Source organism: Flavobacterium sp. KH_035 (assembly GCF_057839565.1).
Genome location: NZ_CM174492.1, coordinates 4,221,040 through 4,240,322, shown reverse-complemented (window position 1 = coordinate 4,240,322; position 19,283 = coordinate 4,221,040). Strand labels below are relative to the sequence as shown.

Genomic DNA, 19,283 nt, shown 5'->3' with positions numbered 1-19,283 from the left:
TTTCAAATCCAGTATATAACATGAAACTTGAAACTTGAAACAAACTAATTTAAACTAACCAGTTTATCCACACTCCATGCTTCGGGTTTAGCATTGAAAAGTTTTTTGGTAAAGTCCCAAACCGTATTAAAAAGTTCAGATTGTCTGTAATTTTCCAAATCCTCTTCGGTTTCCCAGTAACTATAGGTAAAAAAAATGCATTTGTCATTTTTATCCTGATACAGTTCTAAAAAACGATTTCCATCAGCTTTTCGTATTCTGTCTTTCACGCTTTCGAAATTCTCCAGAAAAGCAGGAATTTTTTCTTCATGAAAACTCATTTTTACTATTCGAACAAACATAGTTGTAATTTTAGATTTCTGTTTTAGACTTTAGATTGAAAATCTGTTACAGGTGCGCAAAAATACCAAAATTGATTCTTCTTTTTGAGAAAATTTAAAATATTATAAAAGCACTTTTTTGGTCGTTATATTCTCTTTCAAATAGAGTGGGAGTATGGAGGGATAAGTCTGTTTGCAAAATGCTAAATTTTTATAGGATTTCGTAGTGAAATTTACACGCTCTCTAAAGAATAAAAGAATCGCTGTAAATCTATAATCCGAAATCTAAAGTATAATTTAAGAGAACTTAATCGTAATCACATCTCTGTAATTCAATCCTAACAAACTATTGGCAGAGCCCACCTTGGAAGGGTTGCTTCTGAAAATAGCAATTTCAAGAAAGCCGGCTTCGTTAAAAATTGCTAATTTTTCGCCTTCATAGGTTTTTATCGGGTATTTCTCCGAGCTTGCTATTGCAGAGTAATTTGGTAAAATAGCCTTGATGCTTTTGGGTTTCATGACAATTTCATAAGATCGTCCTTTTGCAACTTCGTTAAATTGTCTTTTAGAGATATTGGTCACCACATTTCCAAAATGATCGATATAGATCACATATCCTTTTATAGAGTTGTTATCACTGGCAACTACGGGTTGTAATTCTGTGATTTGCTTGATTTCTTTAATTTCCTTACCAATAACATTAAGCAGACCTCCTTTTGAAATGTGGCAGGCTACTTTAATAAAAATATCCAAATCACTAAATTCACTCGGGAATCGATCGTGAATGTTGACGGAAACAATTTTCTGCGGAACAATCTTTTGCGTAAGCATACTCAAAATACCATTATCGGCACAAATAAAGTAGTGATCGTTCCATTGCATGGCGATATGCTGATTTTCTTTATTGCGTTCGATATCTACCCCAATCAGGTGGACGGTTCCTTTTGGAAAGCTTAAATAGGATGCGCCGATAACGTAACTTGCTTCGGCTGTGTTAAATGGGTCAATGTCATGCGAAATGTCAACAAGTGTAACCTCTGGATACTCAGATAATATTTTACCCTTTAGCGAACCAACAAAGTGGTCTTTTAAGCCGTAATCGGTAGTGAGGGTAATTATTGACATAATTTTGTTTATAACTATTGGTAGTATTTAAATCTAATTTTCATTAAATTTGAGAAATGCAAAGCTAGTAATAGTAATTGCAAAAACGAAAAAATGAAATGATAAATTGCAATTATTGATCTGAGTTTTCAGTCTCAGTCACACTAACTGAAAACCACCATCGATACTGCGACTAAAAAAGACCCGACAACTACTGATTTATAAAAACTGATTTATTTTTAATTTAAAACTATCTCATTTGAACGAAAGAATTATCGAGCTCATAGACATCGCTCCAAAAGACTTTTGGGGCGCTCAAGACACTCATCTTGAAATCATTAAAAAGTACTACCCAAAGCTTAAAATAGTAGCGAGAGGTACCACTTTGAAAGCATTTGGCGAAAAAGAAGTTTTGGATGAATTCGAAAAAAGGTTTCAGAGGCTTATGCTTCATTTTACCCGATACAACAACATTGACGATAATGTAATCGAACGCGTAATCATGAGTGATGGTCAGGATGAAAAAAAAGCATACGATCATGACAAAATACTAGTTCATGGTGTTGGCGGTAAAATTATTAAAGCCATGACGCCTAACCAGCAATTACTGGTAGATACCATCAAAAAAAATGACATGGTATTTGCGGTAGGACCTGCCGGAACCGGAAAGACTTACACAGGTGTTGCAATGGCGGTAAAAGCACTTAAAGACAAAGAAGTAAAAAGGATCATATTGACCCGACCAGCGGTAGAAGCAGGTGAAAATCTGGGTTTTTTACCTGGCGATATGAAGGAAAAACTGGATCCTTATATGCAGCCTCTTTACGATGCTTTACGAGATATGCTTCCCAATGAAAAGCTCGAAGATTACATTTTAAAAGGAATTATTCAGATTGCGCCTTTGGCTTTTATGCGCGGACGTACGCTTGATAATGCCTTTGTAATTCTGGATGAGGCCCAAAACACCACGCATTCGCAAATGAAAATGTTTTTGACCCGTATGGGAAAAAACGCCAAATTTATGATAACAGGTGATCCCGGACAGGTCGATTTGCCACGCAGAACCATTTCAGGTCTGAAAGAAGCTATTCTGGTTTTAAAAGACGTTGACGGAATTGGAATTATTTATCTCGACGATAAAGATATTGTACGTCACAGATTAGTCAAAAAGGTAATTGACGCTTACAAACAAATAGAAAATCACGATTAATTTTTTTATAAAATGTCAAATGTAAATCGTGAAATGTGTTTTGACATTTATTAATATTCGTTTTATGCCTATCTTTGAGTAGAGAGGTGTAAAACGAATATTTTTTTTGATGAATAAAGTAAGCTGTATATGTGAAATTAAAATATTGATTTTCGTATCATTTTTTTGTTTGATTTCATGTAATAAAAAAGAAATTCAGAAAAATGAGTTTTATGAAAAATTAGCGATGCAGAAAAAAGAGATTTTGCTGGAGGGTATCGGAAAAAAATATTTTGAAAAGAATTGTTTAGGTTGTCACGCAAACAAAGGAGCAAAGGATAATTTTTTAGAATATTCTATTAAAAATCAAAAGTATAGAGTTGATTTTTTTAGAGATTATATTACAAAACAAGACAGTTTGTTAAGGAATGGCAATAAAGATGCTTTAGCAATTAAAGAGTGGTCGAATTACAACTCCTATTTTCATAGCTTTGTTTTTAATAAAAGTGAAGCTGAGGCAATATTTTATTATTTGAAAAAGTAAATAGATTAAATTGTAAAATGAAACAACTGGATGATTTCTACCTAAAACAAGAAGAACCCATAAAAGGGATATTTCTTGCTGTAAAAGAAATTATTCTCAAACAAGATCCTGACATTACCAACGTTTTAAAATATGGAATGCCTTTTTTTTGTTATAAAGGAAAAATGTTTTGTTATTTATGGACGCACAAAAAATACAAACAGCCTTATATCGGAATTGTAGAAGGGAAACATTTTGAAGAACCATTTTTGCTTCAGGAAGCCCGATCCAGAATGAAAATTATGCTCCTCGATGCTAAGGAAGATTTACCCATAGAAAGAATTGAGAAGATTCTGGAACAAGCTTTAAATTTATACAAAAACGGAATTATTAAAGTTTAAATGTTTAAAATGCAGTATTTAACGAAATAGTTAAATATATAATAAACTTGTCGTATTTGGTGCTTTCAGAGCCGGAAATCTTTGCTCTTCTGCATACAAAGCAGTATTTTTGCAACTGATAAATACCTGAATTTTAATATGACAAAGCTTAAAAATATAAAAGTTGTAGTAAGTGACTTAGACGGAACTTTACTCAACCCTCAACATCGAATATCAGATTATACCAAATCAATTTTTCAGGAACTACACAATCAAAATTATCTTATCGTAGTAGCTACAGGTCGTCATCATCTCGATGCGATGGCTATTGTTGCAACGCTTGAAGTTCCGGTTTATCTTGTAAGTTCAAATGGAGCAAGGATTCATTCCCCTGAAAAAGAAGAACTTTTTGCGTTCGATTTAAAAAGCGACGTGGTAAAAGCAGCTTTAAATGTGGATATTGACCCGGAAATCACAGTAGTTTTGTTCAAAGAAAATGTTTGGCAAACCAATAGGGTAAATGAAAAACTAAATGCTTTTCAAGCCGAATTAAAATACCGTCCGGAATTAGTGGATTATAAGACGCTGGAAGATTTTGGAGCCATTAAAATATTCTTTTCTCATGAGAATCATGAAAAACTAGTAGCCTTAAAAGATGCCGTTTTAGCAAATTCTTCAAGTGATTTACACCATGCTTTTAGTTTGCCGACTTGTTTGGAATTCATGGATAAATCAGTTGATAAAGCGGTTTCAATTCAGCGTGTTTTAGAAAAAGAAGGGTTTTCTTTGGAAGAAGCCGTTTCCTTTGGTGATGGGTTTAACGATGTACAAATGTTATCAGCAACCGGAAAAGGTTTAATTATGGGAAATGCTCCGGCTTTGTTAAAAGAAACGTTACCAGAACTGGAAGTAATTAAAACCAATGCCGAAGACGGAGTTGCAAAATATATAGCCTCAAAGATTCTGAATAAAGAATTGGCTGTTAGTTAATTTTTTAATCATTTTTCTTAGTTGTTAATTTTGAACATTTTCAGGACTTAGCAATTCTTTACAATAGATAGAGTACAGGAAGTTTATGCCTTTATGGTATCATAAAATTTGCGAATCCCCGAAGTGATCTTCGGGGATTTTTTTTGAGAATGATAAGTGATTGAATGCGTGAAGTTGTAAAAACATTTTTTTAATAATTTTCAAAGTGTATTTTTGTTTTATCAAAAAACTATACCATGACAAAAAACATTTTTATCCTTGCCTTTTTTACGCTTGCGATTTCGGGCAATAGCCAAACTTTGAAATTGGAAGAAATAATGAAAGGCGAATCTTTTATTGGAAATCAACCTACCTACGGCCGCTGGTCTTTGGATGGAAAAAAAGTATATTTTGAATGGAATCCAACCAATGATTTAGGCGCAAATACGTATTCCTGGCAAAAAGGAGCAGTAAAGCCTGTTTTGGTGGAACCTAAAGAAGCTGCTTTTTCGAAACTGGATTTTAAAAGAAAACCAACTTCAGATGTAGTGTATTATAGCGATAAAGGAGGTTTGTATTCGTATTCAATCAGTACCAAAACAGTTAAAAAAATTCTTCAGCAAAGTACTCCGGTTTCTAATGTAGAACTTGGTAGTGCAGAAGGGATGGTATTTTTCGAGCAAAACGACAACATTTTTAAATACAATGCAAAAGAGGGAACCGTTTTGCAAATAACAAACTTTACTAAAGGAGTAAAAAAGGAGAAAACTCCCGAAAAAGATTCCTTTTTAAAGACACAACAAAAAGAATTATTTCAGTTTATCAGGGATGCAGCAGCCAAAAAACAGTGGAATCTTGCCAAAAGCAAAGCCGTTAAATCTGATTTTGCTAAAGAATATTATTATGGTAAAGATAACTTTTACAATTTAAAAGCCAATCCAAACGGAAATTTTGCCACTTTTAGTTTAGCTGAAGAATCAGATAATAAAAAAGAAAAAATGGAGGTTTTTATAACGGATGATGGTTATAATCAAACGCCTAATACAAAAGAGAAGGTTTCAACGGCAAATCTTGTCAAAACGAAATTCGGAATTTACTCTGTTGCTAAAGACAGTGTGTATTTTGTGAATTTCTCGACTTTAAGTCATATTCAGGATAATCCGAAGTATTATGAAGCTTACGATAATTTAAAAAATAAAGCAAAGGAAGACCGATTGATTACTGCTCAGGCTCCTGTGTATAACGAAAACGGTTCTTTGGCAATTGTTGAACTTAGAAGCCAGGACAACAAAGACAGATGGCTGGTAAGTTTGAATGCTGAGAACGGATCGTTTAAAGAAATTGAGCATCAGCATGATGATGCGTGGATTGCTGGTCCCGGAATTCCATCTTATTCATTCGATTCGGGAGTTCTTGGCTTTTTAGCAGATAATGAAACCATTTATTTTCAGTCAGAAGTTACAGGGTACTCCCATTTGTATACCTATAATTTAAAAACAGGTAAGAAGTCACAATTAACCAGTGGAAATTGGGAAGTTCGTGATGTGACCCTGTCTAACGATAAAAAGACATTTTATTTAACGACCAACACTACACATCCGGGAAACAGAAACTTTTATAAATTACCTGCTGCCGGCGGTACTTTGGAATCTATTTTAACCAAAGACGGTGCACATGAAGTAGTCATTTCTCCTGATGAAAAATTACTTTTGGTGCGTTACTCGTATAAAAATATTCCTTGGGATTTCTATGTCGCCGACAATAAAAAGAATACTACTTTAAAACAAATTTCATCTTCTGTTTCTGAAAGTTTCAAAGATTACAAATGGAGAGAACCTGAGGTAATTACTTTCAAAGCACAGGATGGAACTCCTGTAAATGCAAGATTGTATACACCAAAAACGGAAAATGCCAACAAAGCGGCAATTATTTTTGTTCACGGTGCGGGTTATCTGCAAAATGCACACAATTATTGGAGCAACTATTACAGAGAATATATGTTTCATAATTTACTGACTGATTTAGGATACACGGTTTTAGACATAGATTATAGAGGAAGTGATGGTTACGGACGCGATTTCAGAACCGGAATTTACCGTTTTATGGGAGGAAAAGATTTGTCAGATCATCTTGATGGTAAAAAATATTTAGTAGAAAAATACGGAATTGATGCCAGCAGAGTTGGTATTTATGGTGGATCATACGGTGGTTTTATTACTTTAATGGGAATGTTAACCACTCCTGGTGAATTTGCTTCGGGTGCTGCTTTACGTTCTGTTACAGATTGGGCGCATTACAATCACGGATATACCGGAAACATTTTAAACTTTCCTGAAACAGATCCGGAGGCCTACAAAAAAAGTTCTCCTATTTATTACGCTGATAATTTAAAAGGAAATCTGGTAATGTTACACGGAATGGTAGATGATAATGTAGAATATAAAGACATTGTTCGCCTGTCACAACGTTTTATCGAACTTCAGAAAAAGAACTGGAGTCTGGCTTCATTTCCTGTTGAAGCACACGGATTTAAAGAAACCTATTCCTGGATTGACGAATACAGCAGAATCCTGAATTTGTTTAATTCGACTTTACTGAAAAAGTAGTTTTTAGTCGTAGTCTCAGTCGCAGTTTGTAAACTGTAAACTGCGACTGAGACTACGACTATCCTTAGAAAAACGAACAATTAGAAATTGACATTTAAAATTTTGGATAAAGTGATTTACAAAATAGATAATAGGGAGCATAAAGCATTAATGAGTGTTTGGGAATCTTCGGTAAAGGCTACACACGATTTTTTAAAGAATGAAGATTTTGAATTTTATAAGAAGTTGATTCCAGGCTTTTTTGAGCACGTAACATTGCATGGTGTAAAAAATGAGGCAGAGAAAATTATTGGTTTTATGGGCACTAAAAATGAAAATTTAGAAATGTTGTTTGTCTCGGCAAATGAAATTGGAACAGGCATCGGAAAAGCTCTTTTGCTGTATGCAATTCAAAATTTAAAGGTGACAAAAGTGGATGTTAATAAAGATAATGCACAAGCTCTGGAGTTCTATAAACATTTTGGCTTTGAAGTACAATCTATTTCTGATTTAGATGGTTGCGGAAAACCATATCCTATTTTACATATGGAATTAACAAATGCGGAAAGTAATAAGAGTAGCAGTTTACAAACTGGTAACTGCAATTGAGACCGCGACTAAAAAAAAAGAATCTGAATAGGTTCTTTTTTTCTTTTAATTAGTTTTAAATTTGCATTCATAAAAAACAACACAACACTAGAATAATGAGTAATACAATTACAACTACAAACTTTAATTTCCCAGATCAGAAATCGGTTTACCGCGGAAAAGTAAGAGAGGTTTACAATATCAATGACAATCTTTTAGTAATGGTTGCAACCGACAGACTTTCGGCTTTTGATGTGGTTTTACCAAAGGGAATTCCGTACAAAGGACAAATTCTGAATCAGATTGCAACAAAATTTATGGAGTTAACGCAGGATATTGTACCAAATTGGTTGATTGCAACTCCGGATCCTAATGTAGCTGTGGGACATTTATGTGAGCCTTTTAAAGTAGAAATGGTGATTCGTGGTTATGTTTCAGGACATGCTGCACGTGAATATGCTGCCGGAAGAAGACAAATCTGCGGCGTTACAATGGCAGAAGGTTTAAAAGAGAACGATAAATTTCCGGAACCTATTATTACACCAACTACAAAAGCTGATAATGGCTCTCACGATGAAGATATTTCGCGTGAAGACATTTTATCAAAGGGAATTGTTTCTGAAGAAGATTACCTTGTTTTAGAAAAATACACCCGTGCTTTGTTTCAAAGAGGAACTGAAATAGCAGCAAGCCGTGGCTTAATTTTGGTAGATACTAAATATGAGTTTGGAAAAACGAAAGATGGTGTTATTGTTTTAATTGATGAAATACATACACCTGATTCTTCGCGTTATTTCTATGCTGACGGATATCAGGAAAGACAGGAAAAAGGAGAGGAACAAAAACAATTGTCAAAAGAGTTTGTGCGTCGCTGGTTAATCGAAAATGGATTTCAGGGTCAGGAAGGACAACAAATTCCGGATATGACAGACGAATATATCCAGTCAGTTTCGGAGCGATATATCGAATTGTACGAAAATATTTTGGGAGAAAAGTTTGTAAAAGCTGATATCGATAATATTGACCAACGTATCGATAAAAATGTATTAGAGTATCTTTCAGGAAAATAATAATTTTTATACCTACCATATTACTAAACCCGACAAGTTTTTAAAAGTTGTCGGGTTTGTTATATAAAATGGGTTCTATCAATTTTATTCTTCCATTTTGGCTTTTAAATTTTCAAGACCTTTTTGCAGGTCATTACCAATCATTTGGTCCATTTTCATCATAGGAAGCATAATATTCATAGGGTAAGGAATGACACCACTGATTCCCCATTTTACTTTGGTTTGATTTCCAGGTGCGGTCTCTGTCGACATAAAACCGATCGCTGTGTCGTCCATTGGTTTTTTGAAACGTAAAGCAAAGTCAATGCGTTTTCCTTCCGTAATCTTTGTGATTTCCTGTTCGCCCTTTCCAACTTCTTTTACTTCGCTTTCCCAGGCCGAGATTGAACCAACATTTCCATCAGTTCCTTTATAGGTTGCTTTCATTTTGGGATCAAGGTTAGCCCAAACGCTAAATTCATTTTGATTTTTAAGAGATCTCACATAATTAAAAACGCTGTCAACTGGTTTGTTGATGGTAATCTCTCTTTCTATAGCATAATTTTTAGGCATAAAATAAGCTGTAATCAGGACGATAGCTACAATAAGAATTAGAATGATTAGAATTCTTTTTAGGATTTTCATAGTTTGTGGTTTTAGGTTGTTCTTTTTTTTCGTTCGGCTGGTTAATGTATAACTCCTTTATTTATAAGGCTTTTTGTTTTGTAAAGTTATTAAAGTTACGGTTCGTATTTGCAACGTGGAAAAAAAAATAAGATTTTATATATTTTTTTACTGTAAACTGTAACATATTGGGGTTACAAGCGTCTATTAAGAAAGCTGGTAGTTAACATTCAAATTACTTTAAATCGCTTTTATTAATTGAATGTTAAGAATTAGTTAAAACATGGTACTTTGTTATGCATAATACATAAAATAGAATTACATTTACATAGAATTTAAAAATCATCAATCAATCAACAATTAACAATCAATCATTATGAAAAATTCAATCATTTATCTAGGAGTTGCTTTAGTAGCATTTGCAAATGTAGCAATGGCATCAAATCAAACATCAATTGTGAAACCACAATTGGAAATCGTAAATAGTTTTTCAACACCATTAAATGTGGCTGTTGGTAAAGGAGATTTAGATTTCGTTAAAAAATTATTAGAATATGGAGCTGACGTAAACGAAATGTCAGAAGGTTTATCACCTTTAATGATCGCTGCCCGTTATAACAAAGTGGATATTATGAGAGTATTATTAGCAAAAGGAGCTGATGCTTCTGCTAGAAATGAAAAAGGTTTTACCGCTTTGAAATATGCACAATTATCAAACGCAACAGAAGCAATAGACATTTTGAAAGATTTAAAATAAAAGTTTAAATCGAGTTTTTGAATTAGTATATGAAACGACCTTCCTTGAGCAGAAGGTCGTTTTTCATTTTATATGGGTGCTGTCTTTTTTGTACTATTATTTCACAAAGCCATACAGAAAATACACAGAGAATCACAAAGTTTTAAAATGATATTAAAGAATACAGGAGAGTTTATTTTTCTTAAATTATAAAAAAAGCACCATTATTTTCTAATGGTGCTTTTTCGTTAAAACGAAATCAAATTAATTTAACCAAATTAATATATCTTAAAACTCTTTATTCAATTGGAACGTGTTTTTTACGGTTGAATACCCAAAAAATGATTGGGAAAACCAAGAGGGTTAAAATCGTTGCAGTAATTAAACCTCCAATGATAACAATTGCCAATGGTTTTTGTGATTCAGAGCCAATTCCTGTAGAAATAGCCGCCGGCATTAAACCTATCGAAGCCATTAAAGCAGTCATAACCACAGCTCTTGTTCGGGCTTTTACTCCCATAAAAATAGATTCTTCGAGTGAGAATTTTGCCTTTAGATTATGATGAAACTCAGAGATCAGAATCACACCGTTTTGAATACATATTCCAAGTAATGCGATGAAACCAACACCTGCCGAGATTCCAAAATTCATTCGGGTTAGATGCAGGGCAATAATTCCTCCAATAATGGCAAAAGGAACATTGGCTAAAACCAAAAGAGAATCTTTAATGTTTCCAAATAATATAAACAACAGTACAAAAATTCCAATTAAACTAATAGGTACAACCTGAGCCAATCGGGCACTGGCACGAACTTGATTTTCAAACTCTCCTGTCCAACCAACGGTATAGCCAGTTGGAAGTTTCATTTTAGCTACTTTTGCCTGTGCTTCTGCAATAGTACTTCCTAAGTCACGATCACGTACAGAGAATTTTACTCCAATAAAACGTTTGGTGTTATCCCTGTAGATAAAGGCTGGACCAGTTATAGTTTTTAAATCGGAAATCTCTTTTAACGGAATTTTTATTCCGCTGATAGTTGGAACTTTAAGTTCTGCTATATCATTTTCATCTTTACGATATTCTTTCGAAAAGCGGACTCTTACATCAAATTTTTTGTCGTCTTCATATTTTTGAGTGGCTGTTTTTCCTCCAAAAGCCAGTTCCAAAACAGCTTGTGCATCACTTAATGTTACGCCGTAAGCAGCCATTTTATCTCTGTCGAGGACAACACTTATCTCAGGCTGTCCAACGTTTCTAAGTATTCCGGCATCTTTTATACCTGGAATATTTTTTATTTGTGCCAAAACTTCATTGGATAATTCGTCCAGTTTATCAAGGTCATCACCATAGATTTTTACTGCATTTGAGGCTTTAAAACCAGCAACAGATTCAGCTACGTTATCAATTACAGGCTGAGAATAATTATAAGTTATTCCCTGATGAACTCTTAGTTTTTCGTCCATTTCGTTAATTAATTCATCCATTGTAATTTTTCGTTTCCATTCCGATTTTGGTTTTAAATCCACTTGGAGCTGTATAAATCCAAAACCATTGGGATCTGTTCCGTCGTTACTTCTTCCGGTTTGTGATAAAACATTTTTGACTTCAGGAAAACTTTCAAGATCTTTTCTAATTATGGCGGCAGTTTTGACACTTTCAGGCAATGAGGTACTCATTGGTAATTCGGCTGTTACCCATAAGGCTCCTTCATTTAACTGCGGTAAAAATTCTGTACCTAAAAATGTAGCCGAGAAGAAAACTGCGACTAATAGTGCTATGGAACCAATTAATGCTTTTACTTTATGTTTAAAAGTCCATGCAAAACTTTTACCTACAATTCGATCCCAGAAATTGACAAACGGATTGTTTTTTTCCTTTACATTTTTGTTCAATAAAATATGCGATAGAACAGGTACCAGTGTCAGAGTGAAAAGTAAGGCTCCCATTAAAGCAAAACCAAGAGTGTAGGCCAGAGGAGAGAACATTTTTCCTTCTACTTTCTGAAAGGAGAATATGGGTAGTAAGGCTGTAATGATAATTAACTTAGAAAAGAATATAGCTTTACCCATTTCTGCTCCCGTTTTTTTGATCAGACTTCCTTTTGCAATTTTATTGTAGGCAGTCATTCCTAATTGATGCGCCCGATGATCTAGCACTACAAATAATCCTTCAACCATTACAACAGCACCATCGATGATAATCCCGAAATCGACTGCACCTAAACTTAGTAGGTTGGCACTCATTCCCATCATTTTTAGACATAAGAAGGCAAATAATAGTGATAACGGAATTACAATTGAAACCGTAAAGGTAGTCCTCCAGTCGGCCATGAAAAGGAATACCACGCAAGTAACCAGTATAATTCCTTCGAATAAATTATGCATTACGGTTTCGGTCGTGAAATTCATTAAATTATCACGATCGTAAAAGGTTACCAGTTTGATGTCTTTTGGAAGAACATTGTCGTTCAGATCTTTTATTTTGGCTTTTATTAAGGCTAATGTCTCTTGAGGATTTTCACCTTTTCGCATTACAATAATACCTTCTACAACATCATCATTTTTAGCCAAACCGGTTTGTCCGACTCTTGGCATCGCACTTTCGTATACGGTTGCTAAATTTTTGACTAAGATTGGATTTCCGTTTGCATCGTCTACAATAATATTTTCGATATCCTGGATTGATTTTAGAAGTCCAACTCCGCGAACGACAAAGGCCTGACCATTTTTTTCAATGATATCTCCACCAACATTTAGATTTCCTCCGTTTACAGCATTGTAAACCTGAAGCGGTGTAATGTTGTATTTGGCTAGTTTTATAGGATCAACACCAACTTCATAGGTTTTAGTTTGTCCACCAAAAACATTTAAATCAGCAACACCGGGAACAGAGCGCAATTGTTTATCAATAACCCAGTTTTGATACGTTAGTAATTCCCTACTGTCTCTGCTGTCACTTTTTACAATATATCTGAAAATTTCGCCCGTTGGTCCATAAGGAGGCTGAACATCCGGTTCTACATCATCTGGAAGAGAAACATTCTTTAGTAGATTATTGACCTGAAGACGAGCAAAAGTATCATCAACACCATCGTCAAAGATAATTTTGATGACCGATAAACCAAACATTGTGATACTGCGAACACTGGTTTTCTTTTGTACCGAGTTCATGGAGATCTCAATAGGCGAGGTGACAAAACGTTCTACTTCTTCAGCACTTTTTCCATTCCACTGTGTAATGATAATAATTTGAGTATTGGTTACATCCGGAAAAGCATCGATGGGCATGTTCTTGAAAGAAATGAATCCTGCAACGGCCAATATTCCCACCCAGAAAAAGGTAAATGCCTTGTTTTTCAGGGAAAAAGCTATAATGTTTCTTATGAATTTGTTCATTTTAAAAAGTATTTTTAATGATGAATTTTTGTTTTTGATGCTGCTGTGCGGAGCATTCTTTATAATCTGTATTTTCTAATTAGAATTCTGTATGAAAACGTAAGGCAAAAAACTGAACGGGGCCTCTGTCTTTATTATAGGCAGGATTCATGGCAAACTGGTAGTCCGGCGAAAGTGTAATACGAGTATTAGGAACTAAAAACGAATAGTACACCTCTACAATTTGCTCGACACCATAATTCAGTGCACCGTCACCAATCATAAAACCATTTCCCCCAAGCTTTTGATATTGTTTGTGTGGATTCGATAATCCGTTGGCAACTATGGCAATACCTGCAAAATCATTGGTTCGGTTCCACATTTTTCCTTTTAGGTTTATTCCTAACTGTGCTGACCGGTCAATTTCAGTAAAAGCCCAGGTTTCATTTTTACCGTCGTTATAACTTATTCTGGTAAACAATCCCCAATTATCTCCGTGTGTATAATCCATGTTAAAACCTATGCCATATTTAGTACGCCCATTTTGTCTTGTACTATTTATATCCGGAAATGTGATAAAGTTTGAATTGGCCTCATCGTAATTTCCCATTCCTGCTATATTTCGAAAGCCTAGTAACTTGATGTTGGCTATATCCTTATTTTTAAAGATTATCTGCTTTTCAATTTCTACGTTGACGGCGTTAGAATCTTTAAAAGTGAATTCTACATTAGGCCCGTTAGCATAAGTAGGCAAAGCTGACAATGAAGCTCTTACCTGCCAGGAATCAAATTGATAATTTACATATAATCCATCTGTATATCCTCGGGTGTTTGCGGCATAATCCCACGCTCCATGTGTCATTAGTGCCCAGTTTAGAAATTGTGTTCTGGGATCGTGCGAGTATGGACTACTATCAAAATAGTCAGATAGTCCAAATTTTCCAAAAACAAGCTGTAATGATCTATTGTTTTTAAACTGAAACTTTTGTTCCAAAAGCATTCTGGCAACATAAACTACTGGCTTGGTATCTCCAATTCTAAAAGTTTCTCCGTTAGGAAAACCACCCAATCCTCGGGCCTGAGATAAACCTTCACCTCCGGACATTTCGGGATTAAAAGTTATTGTGGCTCCTTTCCAAAGTGGAACATCGAGATATAAGGTTGATGTTAATGACAAAGCGCCTTCGGCTTCGGGAGACATACTGTTGGTCCCGGAATAATTAGCATGAAAAGCCGGATGGTATTGATAGATAGACGTCATTTGAAATCCCAGACTATATTTTCGTATCGAATCAGTTTCTTGCGAAAAGGATAGCGTGGAAATAAATAACGTGGCAAAACCCAATATTTTTACAGACTTTTCCATCTCATTATTCGTTTAAGGCACGATAGATAAATAATTGATTATTGGTAATTACTTTTTCACTTTCTTTCAGACCTTTCGAAATATAGGTTACATCGCCTACGACTCTGTAAATGTCTACTTGTCTTGTCTCAATGTTATGACGATCTTTAAAAATCATAACAAAGTTTTTACTTTTATCAAAAACAATCGCTTTACTGGGTACGGCTATCATAGACTCACCTTCGCTATACGACAACTTAATATTCGCATTCATATCAGGTTTCAGCATATAACCGGGATTTTCCAATTTTATACGTGCCTGCATTGCTTTTGTTTCAGGGTCAATAACATTGAAAATTTTATCTACTTTTCCTTTAAAAACTTTATCAGGATAACTTAGTGTAGTGACGTCGGCATCTATACCAAGTTTTACTTTATTAATATCAATTTCATTAATATTTGCCAATGCCCAGACTTCGCTGATTTCTGCAATATCAAAGATGTTTTCAGAACGGTCATTTCGCAAAAGCATATCCTGATTGATACTTTTTTGAATGATAAAACCACTAATTGGCGCAGTTACTTCATAAATAGAACCTGCTTTTATGTTGTAAATTTTATAGGTTTCCTGAACTTTACTCAATTGCGATTGTGCCTTATTGACCTCTGATTTTGCCTGAAGGACATCGCTTTCGGAATTTAATTTTCCGTCAAATAATTCCTGAGCTACTTTTAAATGATTTTTAGCGACCAGTAAATCATTTTTGGCATCTATAGACTGCTTTTCAAAATCAGCAATATCCGTACTTTTTATGGTCGCCAGAACTTGTCCTTTACGGACATAATCCCCAAGTTCGACATTTACTTTAATTACGTTTCCGCCAACAAGAGGGTAAACATCAATCATTTTGTTATTATCGGCAGTAATTTTTCCGTAAAAACTTAATACATTTTTTACCGGTTGTGTTTGTGCCTCTGCTGTAGTAGTCGTTTTTAACATAGAGTCACTTAAAGCAAAAGAGGTATTCGTATTCGGATTTTCAACTTCTTTTTTGCAGCTTGTGAGGGATAAACTCACGAGAGCAATTCCTATTAGTAGTTTATATTTCATTTTATTTAGTTTTAGAATAAGTCTTTGTTGATGGTACTATTTAATTCTTCGCCTGAAAGGATAACTTTTTTCTTTAGTTCATTTACCTGAATTGAAGCCTGATTGTAACTTTCCATAAAATCAGTAAATTCTAATAAGCTGATATTTCTTTTCTGGAAGTTGGTCAGGATCCCATTATAAACCGCCTCAAAGTCTGAATTAACAGTTGGTTTTATCACTACATAGTTTTTACGGGATTCTTCCCATTTGTTCCATGCCGATGTAATTTCGGTTTGCAATTGCAGGTCAAAATTTTGCTTCTCAATTTTTGATTGTTCTAAAATTGTTTTCGCATATTTAATATTTCCTTTGTTTTTATTCCAAAGAGGTAATGGAATTCCAAGAGTCAGATTTGCTTCTCTGTTAAAAGCTCCGCTACGCTGATCGTAAGTGGCTCCCACAGTAATATCAGGGACAGAAAGGGCTTTTTGCCATTTTACATTTATTTCATTGGCTTCAATATCCTTTTGTTTGGCTAAATAATCAGGACGATTCGCAATCGCTTCGTCCTGAAAGGTCTTAAGATCAAAAGGAATTGTTTTGGTATACTTATTAAATTCTTCTTTAGAGACTTCCGGAATCACATTTTCGGCTGAATTTAAAAGCAATTTTAAATTGGCCTGTTCTTCAATGTTTTCATTGACTACTTCCATACGCTCATTTTTAAAATTCAAATACAGCGATTGCAAACGAACAAGATCTCTTAGAGGAATATTGCCTTTTTGTACTTGTACTGTGTAAGAGCTTATCAGATCTTCAATATGTGCAAGCTGATTGTCAGTAGTTTCAAGACTTTTTTTGTTGTAGTATACAGTGAAGAAGCTCTTTCTTAATTGTAGTTTTAAAGTTCTTAGCAAATCATTAAACTGTAATTCGGCCAATTGTTCGTTAGTTTGGGCCAGCTTGATTTCGTTGCGTTTTTTTCCACCTAAGTAGATTAACTGTTCAATACCGAATGCTTTTTGCCCTTGCTTTCCAATATCAAAGTACTGATTTCTTTCGGGGTTGTAGGCATTTAATTCTGCCGTTAGTGAAGGATTATCCCAAATACGGGCCTGAATGGTTAGCGCTTTAGAAGCATCGATATTATATTGTGATGCCAACAAAAAGAGGTTGTTTTTAAGAAATTGGCTTTCACAGTCCTGAAGGGTGACCGTTTTTTGAGCCAAAACTACCGGACCGAAAAGTACAAGTAGGAATGCACAGAGTTTTCTCATTGTATCATTTTTAATTTATACAAATATGCTATCACCAGACTTTAAGATACCTTAAAATCTACCTTAAAAATAGCTTAAAATAAATTACAAATGAAAAAATAACTGAAATAAATTCGTGTTAATATCTGGAACACTGTAGGTTATAGATGCGTTATGAAGTGTTAGGATACGTTGAACAATACGTAACCCAAGGCCAAAACCCGAAGTTCCTTTCGAATTTTTGCCACGCATAAAAGGCTGAAAAAGATTTTGTTGTTCTTCCTCATTTAAAGTTGCTCCTGTGTTTGAAATGGAGATAATTAACTGATCATCCTCAGTACTGATGATTACTTTTGCCTGTTGATTATCAGAGTAAACACAGGCATTTTTTAGAATATTGGTTATGGCAATTTCCAGTAAATTTTTATTGCCATTAACCTCTAAAGTAGTATCCAGATTATTGTTTTCTTCTATTTCAAATAAAATTAGAAATTCAGGATAGCTTTTATTCAGATTTTCGATGGCCGAAAACAAAATTTCGTCCATACGATGAATTTCCTTGTTTTCGTTTTTCTTATTGTCAATTTTAGACAGAATTAATAGTGAGTTAATCAATTCGGTCAGTTGATTGATATCCGACAAAATGGTTTTTAAAAAACTTTTGCCTTTATCAGATGTTGCGGGATCGGCAATAGTGTTCTCAATTTGCGAAGTAATTCTGGATAGGGGAGTTCTTAGTTCATGAGAGGCATTGGCAGTAAATTCTTTTTGTTTTTGGTAGGAAACTTCAATTCGGTCCATCATGAAATTAAACTCATTGGCGATCAGATCAATTTCGTTTTTATTGCTTTTAGAAGCAACGCGAGTATCAAGATTGTTCTCGTTTATATTTTTTATTTTTTGATGAAAGATACTCAGTGGGCTCATGGCTTTTTTGACCATAAAAGAGGTTAGAACCCAGCAAATACAAGTAAAAAAGATATATGAAATCACTAAGGTATAGCGCAGAAAAAGTAATTTTCGTTTACCATAATCATCTGTGGCAGATATTAAAGCATAAAAATCCCTGTCTTTGGTATCATAAAAAACACCATATACTTCGTAATCACCCTGTTGTTTAAAAAAAGTTTTATGCTTTTTGAGGTATTTTAAATCATCAACTGACCAGTTAATTTTAGCATCGTCAATACTGCTATAGATCAGTTTAAAATTAGAATCAAAGACCAGTGTTTTCTCATCATACAATTGGTTAATAGAATTCTGATCGATCATTTTTAATAGCTGATCGTCAACTTCTTTAACGTTGACCAAAAGCTTGATATTCGAAAGTGCCTTAATTTCCAATCGATCTCGAAATTCTTCTTTCCTAAAATTAGAATACAAAACAAATATCAATGTAGAAGCCAATCCAAAAAGGATTGTAAATAATAAGCTTACTAAAAGTGATATTCGATTTTTTAAAGTCATTCGTGATCGCTCAAATAATATCCGTACCCGACTTTGGTCCGAATCAGTTTAATGTCGTGGTCCTTGTCGATTTTTTTCCTTAGAAAATTAATGTAAACTTCAATGGTATTCTGATTGGTTTCGATGTGATAATCCCAAAGTTTTTCTGCAATGAATTGTTTTGACAGAACTTTGCCTTTTGCATGAGCCAGAATCAAAATAAGTTTGAATTCTTTAGGAGTCAGTTTGATTTCTTCATTTGAACGAAATATTTTCATATCACTTTCCAGAATCTCCAAATCGGCAATAACTATTTTTGTTTCTACCTGTTGCGGAATTTCTTTTCGTCGTAAAAGTGAGGAGCTTCGGGCATAGAGTTCTTCGAAATGAAATGGTTTAACCAGATAATCATCAGCACCGCTATCAAAAGAAGCCAGTTTATCCTCAATTTCGCTAAAAGCAGTAAGCATAATAATGGGAGTCTTTTTATCGACTTCCCGAATACCTTTGCAAACTTCAATACCATTAATGCCAGGAACATTAATGTCCAGAATGATTAAATCATATTCATAGGGAAAATATTTCTTTAGCAATAATGCCCCATCGTAATAAGGAAAACACTCAAACTCCTTTGAAGTAAAGAATGCAGATATTTCTTTAGATAAAGTAAAATCATCTTCGAGTAGTAGTATTTTCATAATAT

Annotated in this window: 17 protein-coding genes; 8 read left to right on the top strand and 9 right to left on the bottom strand. The window is 34.3% G+C overall.

Going from position 1 to position 19,283, the window contains the following annotated elements:
• Positions 1 to 44: 44 nt before the first annotated feature.
• Positions 45 to 341, bottom strand: coding sequence for a putative quinol monooxygenase (locus tag AC3IS6_RS17420; protein WP_489161214.1), 297 nt, complete (start codon positions 339 to 341; stop codon positions 45 to 47).
• 276 nt (positions 342 to 617) lie between these two features.
• Entirely contained in the window at positions 618 to 1,445 is an 828-nt protein-coding gene (locus AC3IS6_RS17415; protein WP_489161212.1) for an SAM hydrolase/SAM-dependent halogenase family protein, read from the bottom strand.
• Between the two features lie 238 nt (positions 1,446 to 1,683).
• On the opposite strand from AC3IS6_RS17415, the gene AC3IS6_RS17410 reads away from it, so the two are divergent.
• The 7 genes from AC3IS6_RS17410 (at position 1,684) to AC3IS6_RS17380 (ending at position 8,728) form a co-directional block, all read left to right on the top strand.
• On the top strand, positions 1,684 to 2,634 hold the full coding sequence (locus AC3IS6_RS17410; protein ID WP_173967496.1) for a PhoH family protein: 951 nt from the start codon (positions 1,684 to 1,686) through the stop codon (positions 2,632 to 2,634).
• Between the two features lie 109 nt (positions 2,635 to 2,743).
• Complete coding sequence (locus tag AC3IS6_RS17405) at positions 2,744 to 3,157, top strand: c-type cytochrome (RefSeq protein ID WP_396193432.1); 414 nt, start codon at positions 2,744 to 2,746, stop codon at positions 3,155 to 3,157.
• Between the two features lie 17 nt (positions 3,158 to 3,174).
• Positions 3,175 to 3,537 (top strand): DUF1801 domain-containing protein, encoded by a 363-nt coding sequence (locus AC3IS6_RS17400; RefSeq protein WP_489161209.1) that lies wholly within the window; start codon positions 3,175 to 3,177, stop codon positions 3,535 to 3,537.
• 138 nt (positions 3,538 to 3,675) lie between these two features.
• Positions 3,676 to 4,506 (top strand): Cof-type HAD-IIB family hydrolase, encoded by an 831-nt coding sequence (locus tag AC3IS6_RS17395; protein WP_173967493.1) that lies wholly within the window; start codon positions 3,676 to 3,678, stop codon positions 4,504 to 4,506.
• A 236-nt stretch (positions 4,507 to 4,742) separates the two neighbouring features.
• Positions 4,743 to 7,091 carry a S9 family peptidase gene (locus tag AC3IS6_RS17390; RefSeq protein ID WP_489161207.1) on the top strand — a complete coding sequence of 783 codons (2,349 nt, stop codon included), beginning with the start codon at positions 4,743 to 4,745 and terminating at the stop codon, positions 7,089 to 7,091.
• 111 nt (positions 7,092 to 7,202) lie between these two features.
• Positions 7,203 to 7,679 carry a GNAT family N-acetyltransferase gene (locus AC3IS6_RS17385; protein ID WP_489164927.1) on the top strand — a complete coding sequence of 159 codons (477 nt, stop codon included), beginning with the start codon at positions 7,203 to 7,205 and terminating at the stop codon, positions 7,677 to 7,679.
• A gap of 95 nt (positions 7,680 to 7,774) precedes the next feature.
• Entirely contained in the window at positions 7,775 to 8,728 is a 954-nt protein-coding gene (locus tag AC3IS6_RS17380) for a phosphoribosylaminoimidazolesuccinocarboxamide synthase (RefSeq protein WP_489161205.1), read from the top strand.
• An 84-nt stretch (positions 8,729 to 8,812) separates the two neighbouring features.
• On the opposite strand, the gene AC3IS6_RS17375 is transcribed toward AC3IS6_RS17380, so the two are convergent.
• Positions 8,813 to 9,352, bottom strand: coding sequence for an SRPBCC family protein (locus AC3IS6_RS17375; RefSeq protein ID WP_489161203.1), 540 nt, complete (start codon positions 9,350 to 9,352; stop codon positions 8,813 to 8,815).
• Between the two features lie 355 nt (positions 9,353 to 9,707).
• On the opposite strand from AC3IS6_RS17375, the gene AC3IS6_RS17370 reads away from it, so the two are divergent.
• Positions 9,708 to 10,088, top strand: a complete 381-nt coding sequence (locus AC3IS6_RS17370; protein WP_173967489.1) for an ankyrin repeat domain-containing protein — start codon at positions 9,708 to 9,710, stop codon at positions 10,086 to 10,088.
• Positions 10,089 to 10,365: 277 nt separating this feature from the next.
• On the opposite strand, the gene AC3IS6_RS17365 is transcribed toward AC3IS6_RS17370, so the two are convergent.
• The 6 genes from AC3IS6_RS17365 to AC3IS6_RS17340 form a co-directional block, all read right to left on the bottom strand.
• Positions 10,366 to 13,464, bottom strand: coding sequence for an efflux RND transporter permease subunit (locus AC3IS6_RS17365; protein ID WP_489161202.1), 3,099 nt, complete (start codon positions 13,462 to 13,464; stop codon positions 10,366 to 10,368).
• A gap of 79 nt (positions 13,465 to 13,543) precedes the next feature.
• Complete coding sequence (locus tag AC3IS6_RS17360; RefSeq protein WP_489161200.1) at positions 13,544 to 14,809, bottom strand: carbohydrate porin; 1,266 nt, start codon at positions 14,807 to 14,809, stop codon at positions 13,544 to 13,546.
• 4 nt (positions 14,810 to 14,813) lie between these two features.
• Positions 14,814 to 15,899, bottom strand: a complete 1,086-nt coding sequence (locus tag AC3IS6_RS17355) for an efflux RND transporter periplasmic adaptor subunit (RefSeq protein WP_173967486.1) — start codon at positions 15,897 to 15,899, stop codon at positions 14,814 to 14,816.
• An 11-nt stretch (positions 15,900 to 15,910) separates the two neighbouring features.
• A complete protein-coding gene (locus AC3IS6_RS17350; protein WP_173967485.1) occupies positions 15,911 to 17,155 on the bottom strand; it encodes a TolC family protein in 1,245 nt (414 codons plus the stop codon).
• 84 nt (positions 17,156 to 17,239) lie between these two features.
• Positions 17,240 to 18,601 (bottom strand): sensor histidine kinase, encoded by a 1,362-nt coding sequence (locus AC3IS6_RS17345; RefSeq protein ID WP_489161198.1) that lies wholly within the window; start codon positions 18,599 to 18,601, stop codon positions 17,240 to 17,242.
• On the bottom strand, positions 18,598 to 19,278 hold the full coding sequence (locus tag AC3IS6_RS17340; protein WP_489161196.1) for a response regulator transcription factor: 681 nt from the start codon (positions 19,276 to 19,278) through the stop codon (positions 18,598 to 18,600). Before AC3IS6_RS17340 ends, AC3IS6_RS17345 begins: the two co-directional genes overlap by 4 nt.
• Positions 19,279 to 19,283: the final 5 nt, after the last annotated feature.

Coding starts and splice junctions, on each gene's coding strand:
- AC3IS6_RS17420 (WP_489161214.1), bottom strand. CDS start 341: ATGTTTGTTCGAATAGTAAAAATGAGTTTTCATGAAGAAAAAATTCCT.
- AC3IS6_RS17415 (WP_489161212.1), bottom strand. CDS start 1,445: ATGTCAATAATTACCCTCACTACCGATTACGGCTTAAAAGACCACTTT.
- AC3IS6_RS17405 (WP_396193432.1), top strand. CDS start 2,744: ATGAATAAAGTAAGCTGTATATGTGAAATTAAAATATTGATTTTCGTA.
- AC3IS6_RS17400 (WP_489161209.1), top strand. CDS start 3,175: ATGAAACAACTGGATGATTTCTACCTAAAACAAGAAGAACCCATAAAA.
- AC3IS6_RS17395 (WP_173967493.1), top strand. CDS start 3,676: ATGACAAAGCTTAAAAATATAAAAGTTGTAGTAAGTGACTTAGACGGA.
- AC3IS6_RS17390 (WP_489161207.1), top strand. CDS start 4,743: ATGACAAAAAACATTTTTATCCTTGCCTTTTTTACGCTTGCGATTTCG.
- AC3IS6_RS17380 (WP_489161205.1), top strand. CDS start 7,775: ATGAGTAATACAATTACAACTACAAACTTTAATTTCCCAGATCAGAAA.
- AC3IS6_RS17375 (WP_489161203.1), bottom strand. CDS start 9,352: ATGAAAATCCTAAAAAGAATTCTAATCATTCTAATTCTTATTGTAGCT.
- AC3IS6_RS17370 (WP_173967489.1), top strand. CDS start 9,708: ATGAAAAATTCAATCATTTATCTAGGAGTTGCTTTAGTAGCATTTGCA.
- AC3IS6_RS17365 (WP_489161202.1), bottom strand. CDS start 13,464: ATGAACAAATTCATAAGAAACATTATAGCTTTTTCCCTGAAAAACAAG.
- AC3IS6_RS17360 (WP_489161200.1), bottom strand. CDS start 14,809: ATGGAAAAGTCTGTAAAAATATTGGGTTTTGCCACGTTATTTATTTCC.
- AC3IS6_RS17355 (WP_173967486.1), bottom strand. CDS start 15,899: ATGAAATATAAACTACTAATAGGAATTGCTCTCGTGAGTTTATCCCTC.
- AC3IS6_RS17350 (WP_173967485.1), bottom strand. CDS start 17,155: ATGAGAAAACTCTGTGCATTCCTACTTGTACTTTTCGGTCCGGTAGTT.
- AC3IS6_RS17345 (WP_489161198.1), bottom strand. CDS start 18,601: ATGACTTTAAAAAATCGAATATCACTTTTAGTAAGCTTATTATTTACA.
- AC3IS6_RS17340 (WP_489161196.1), bottom strand. CDS start 19,278: ATGAAAATACTACTACTCGAAGATGATTTTACTTTATCTAAAGAAATA.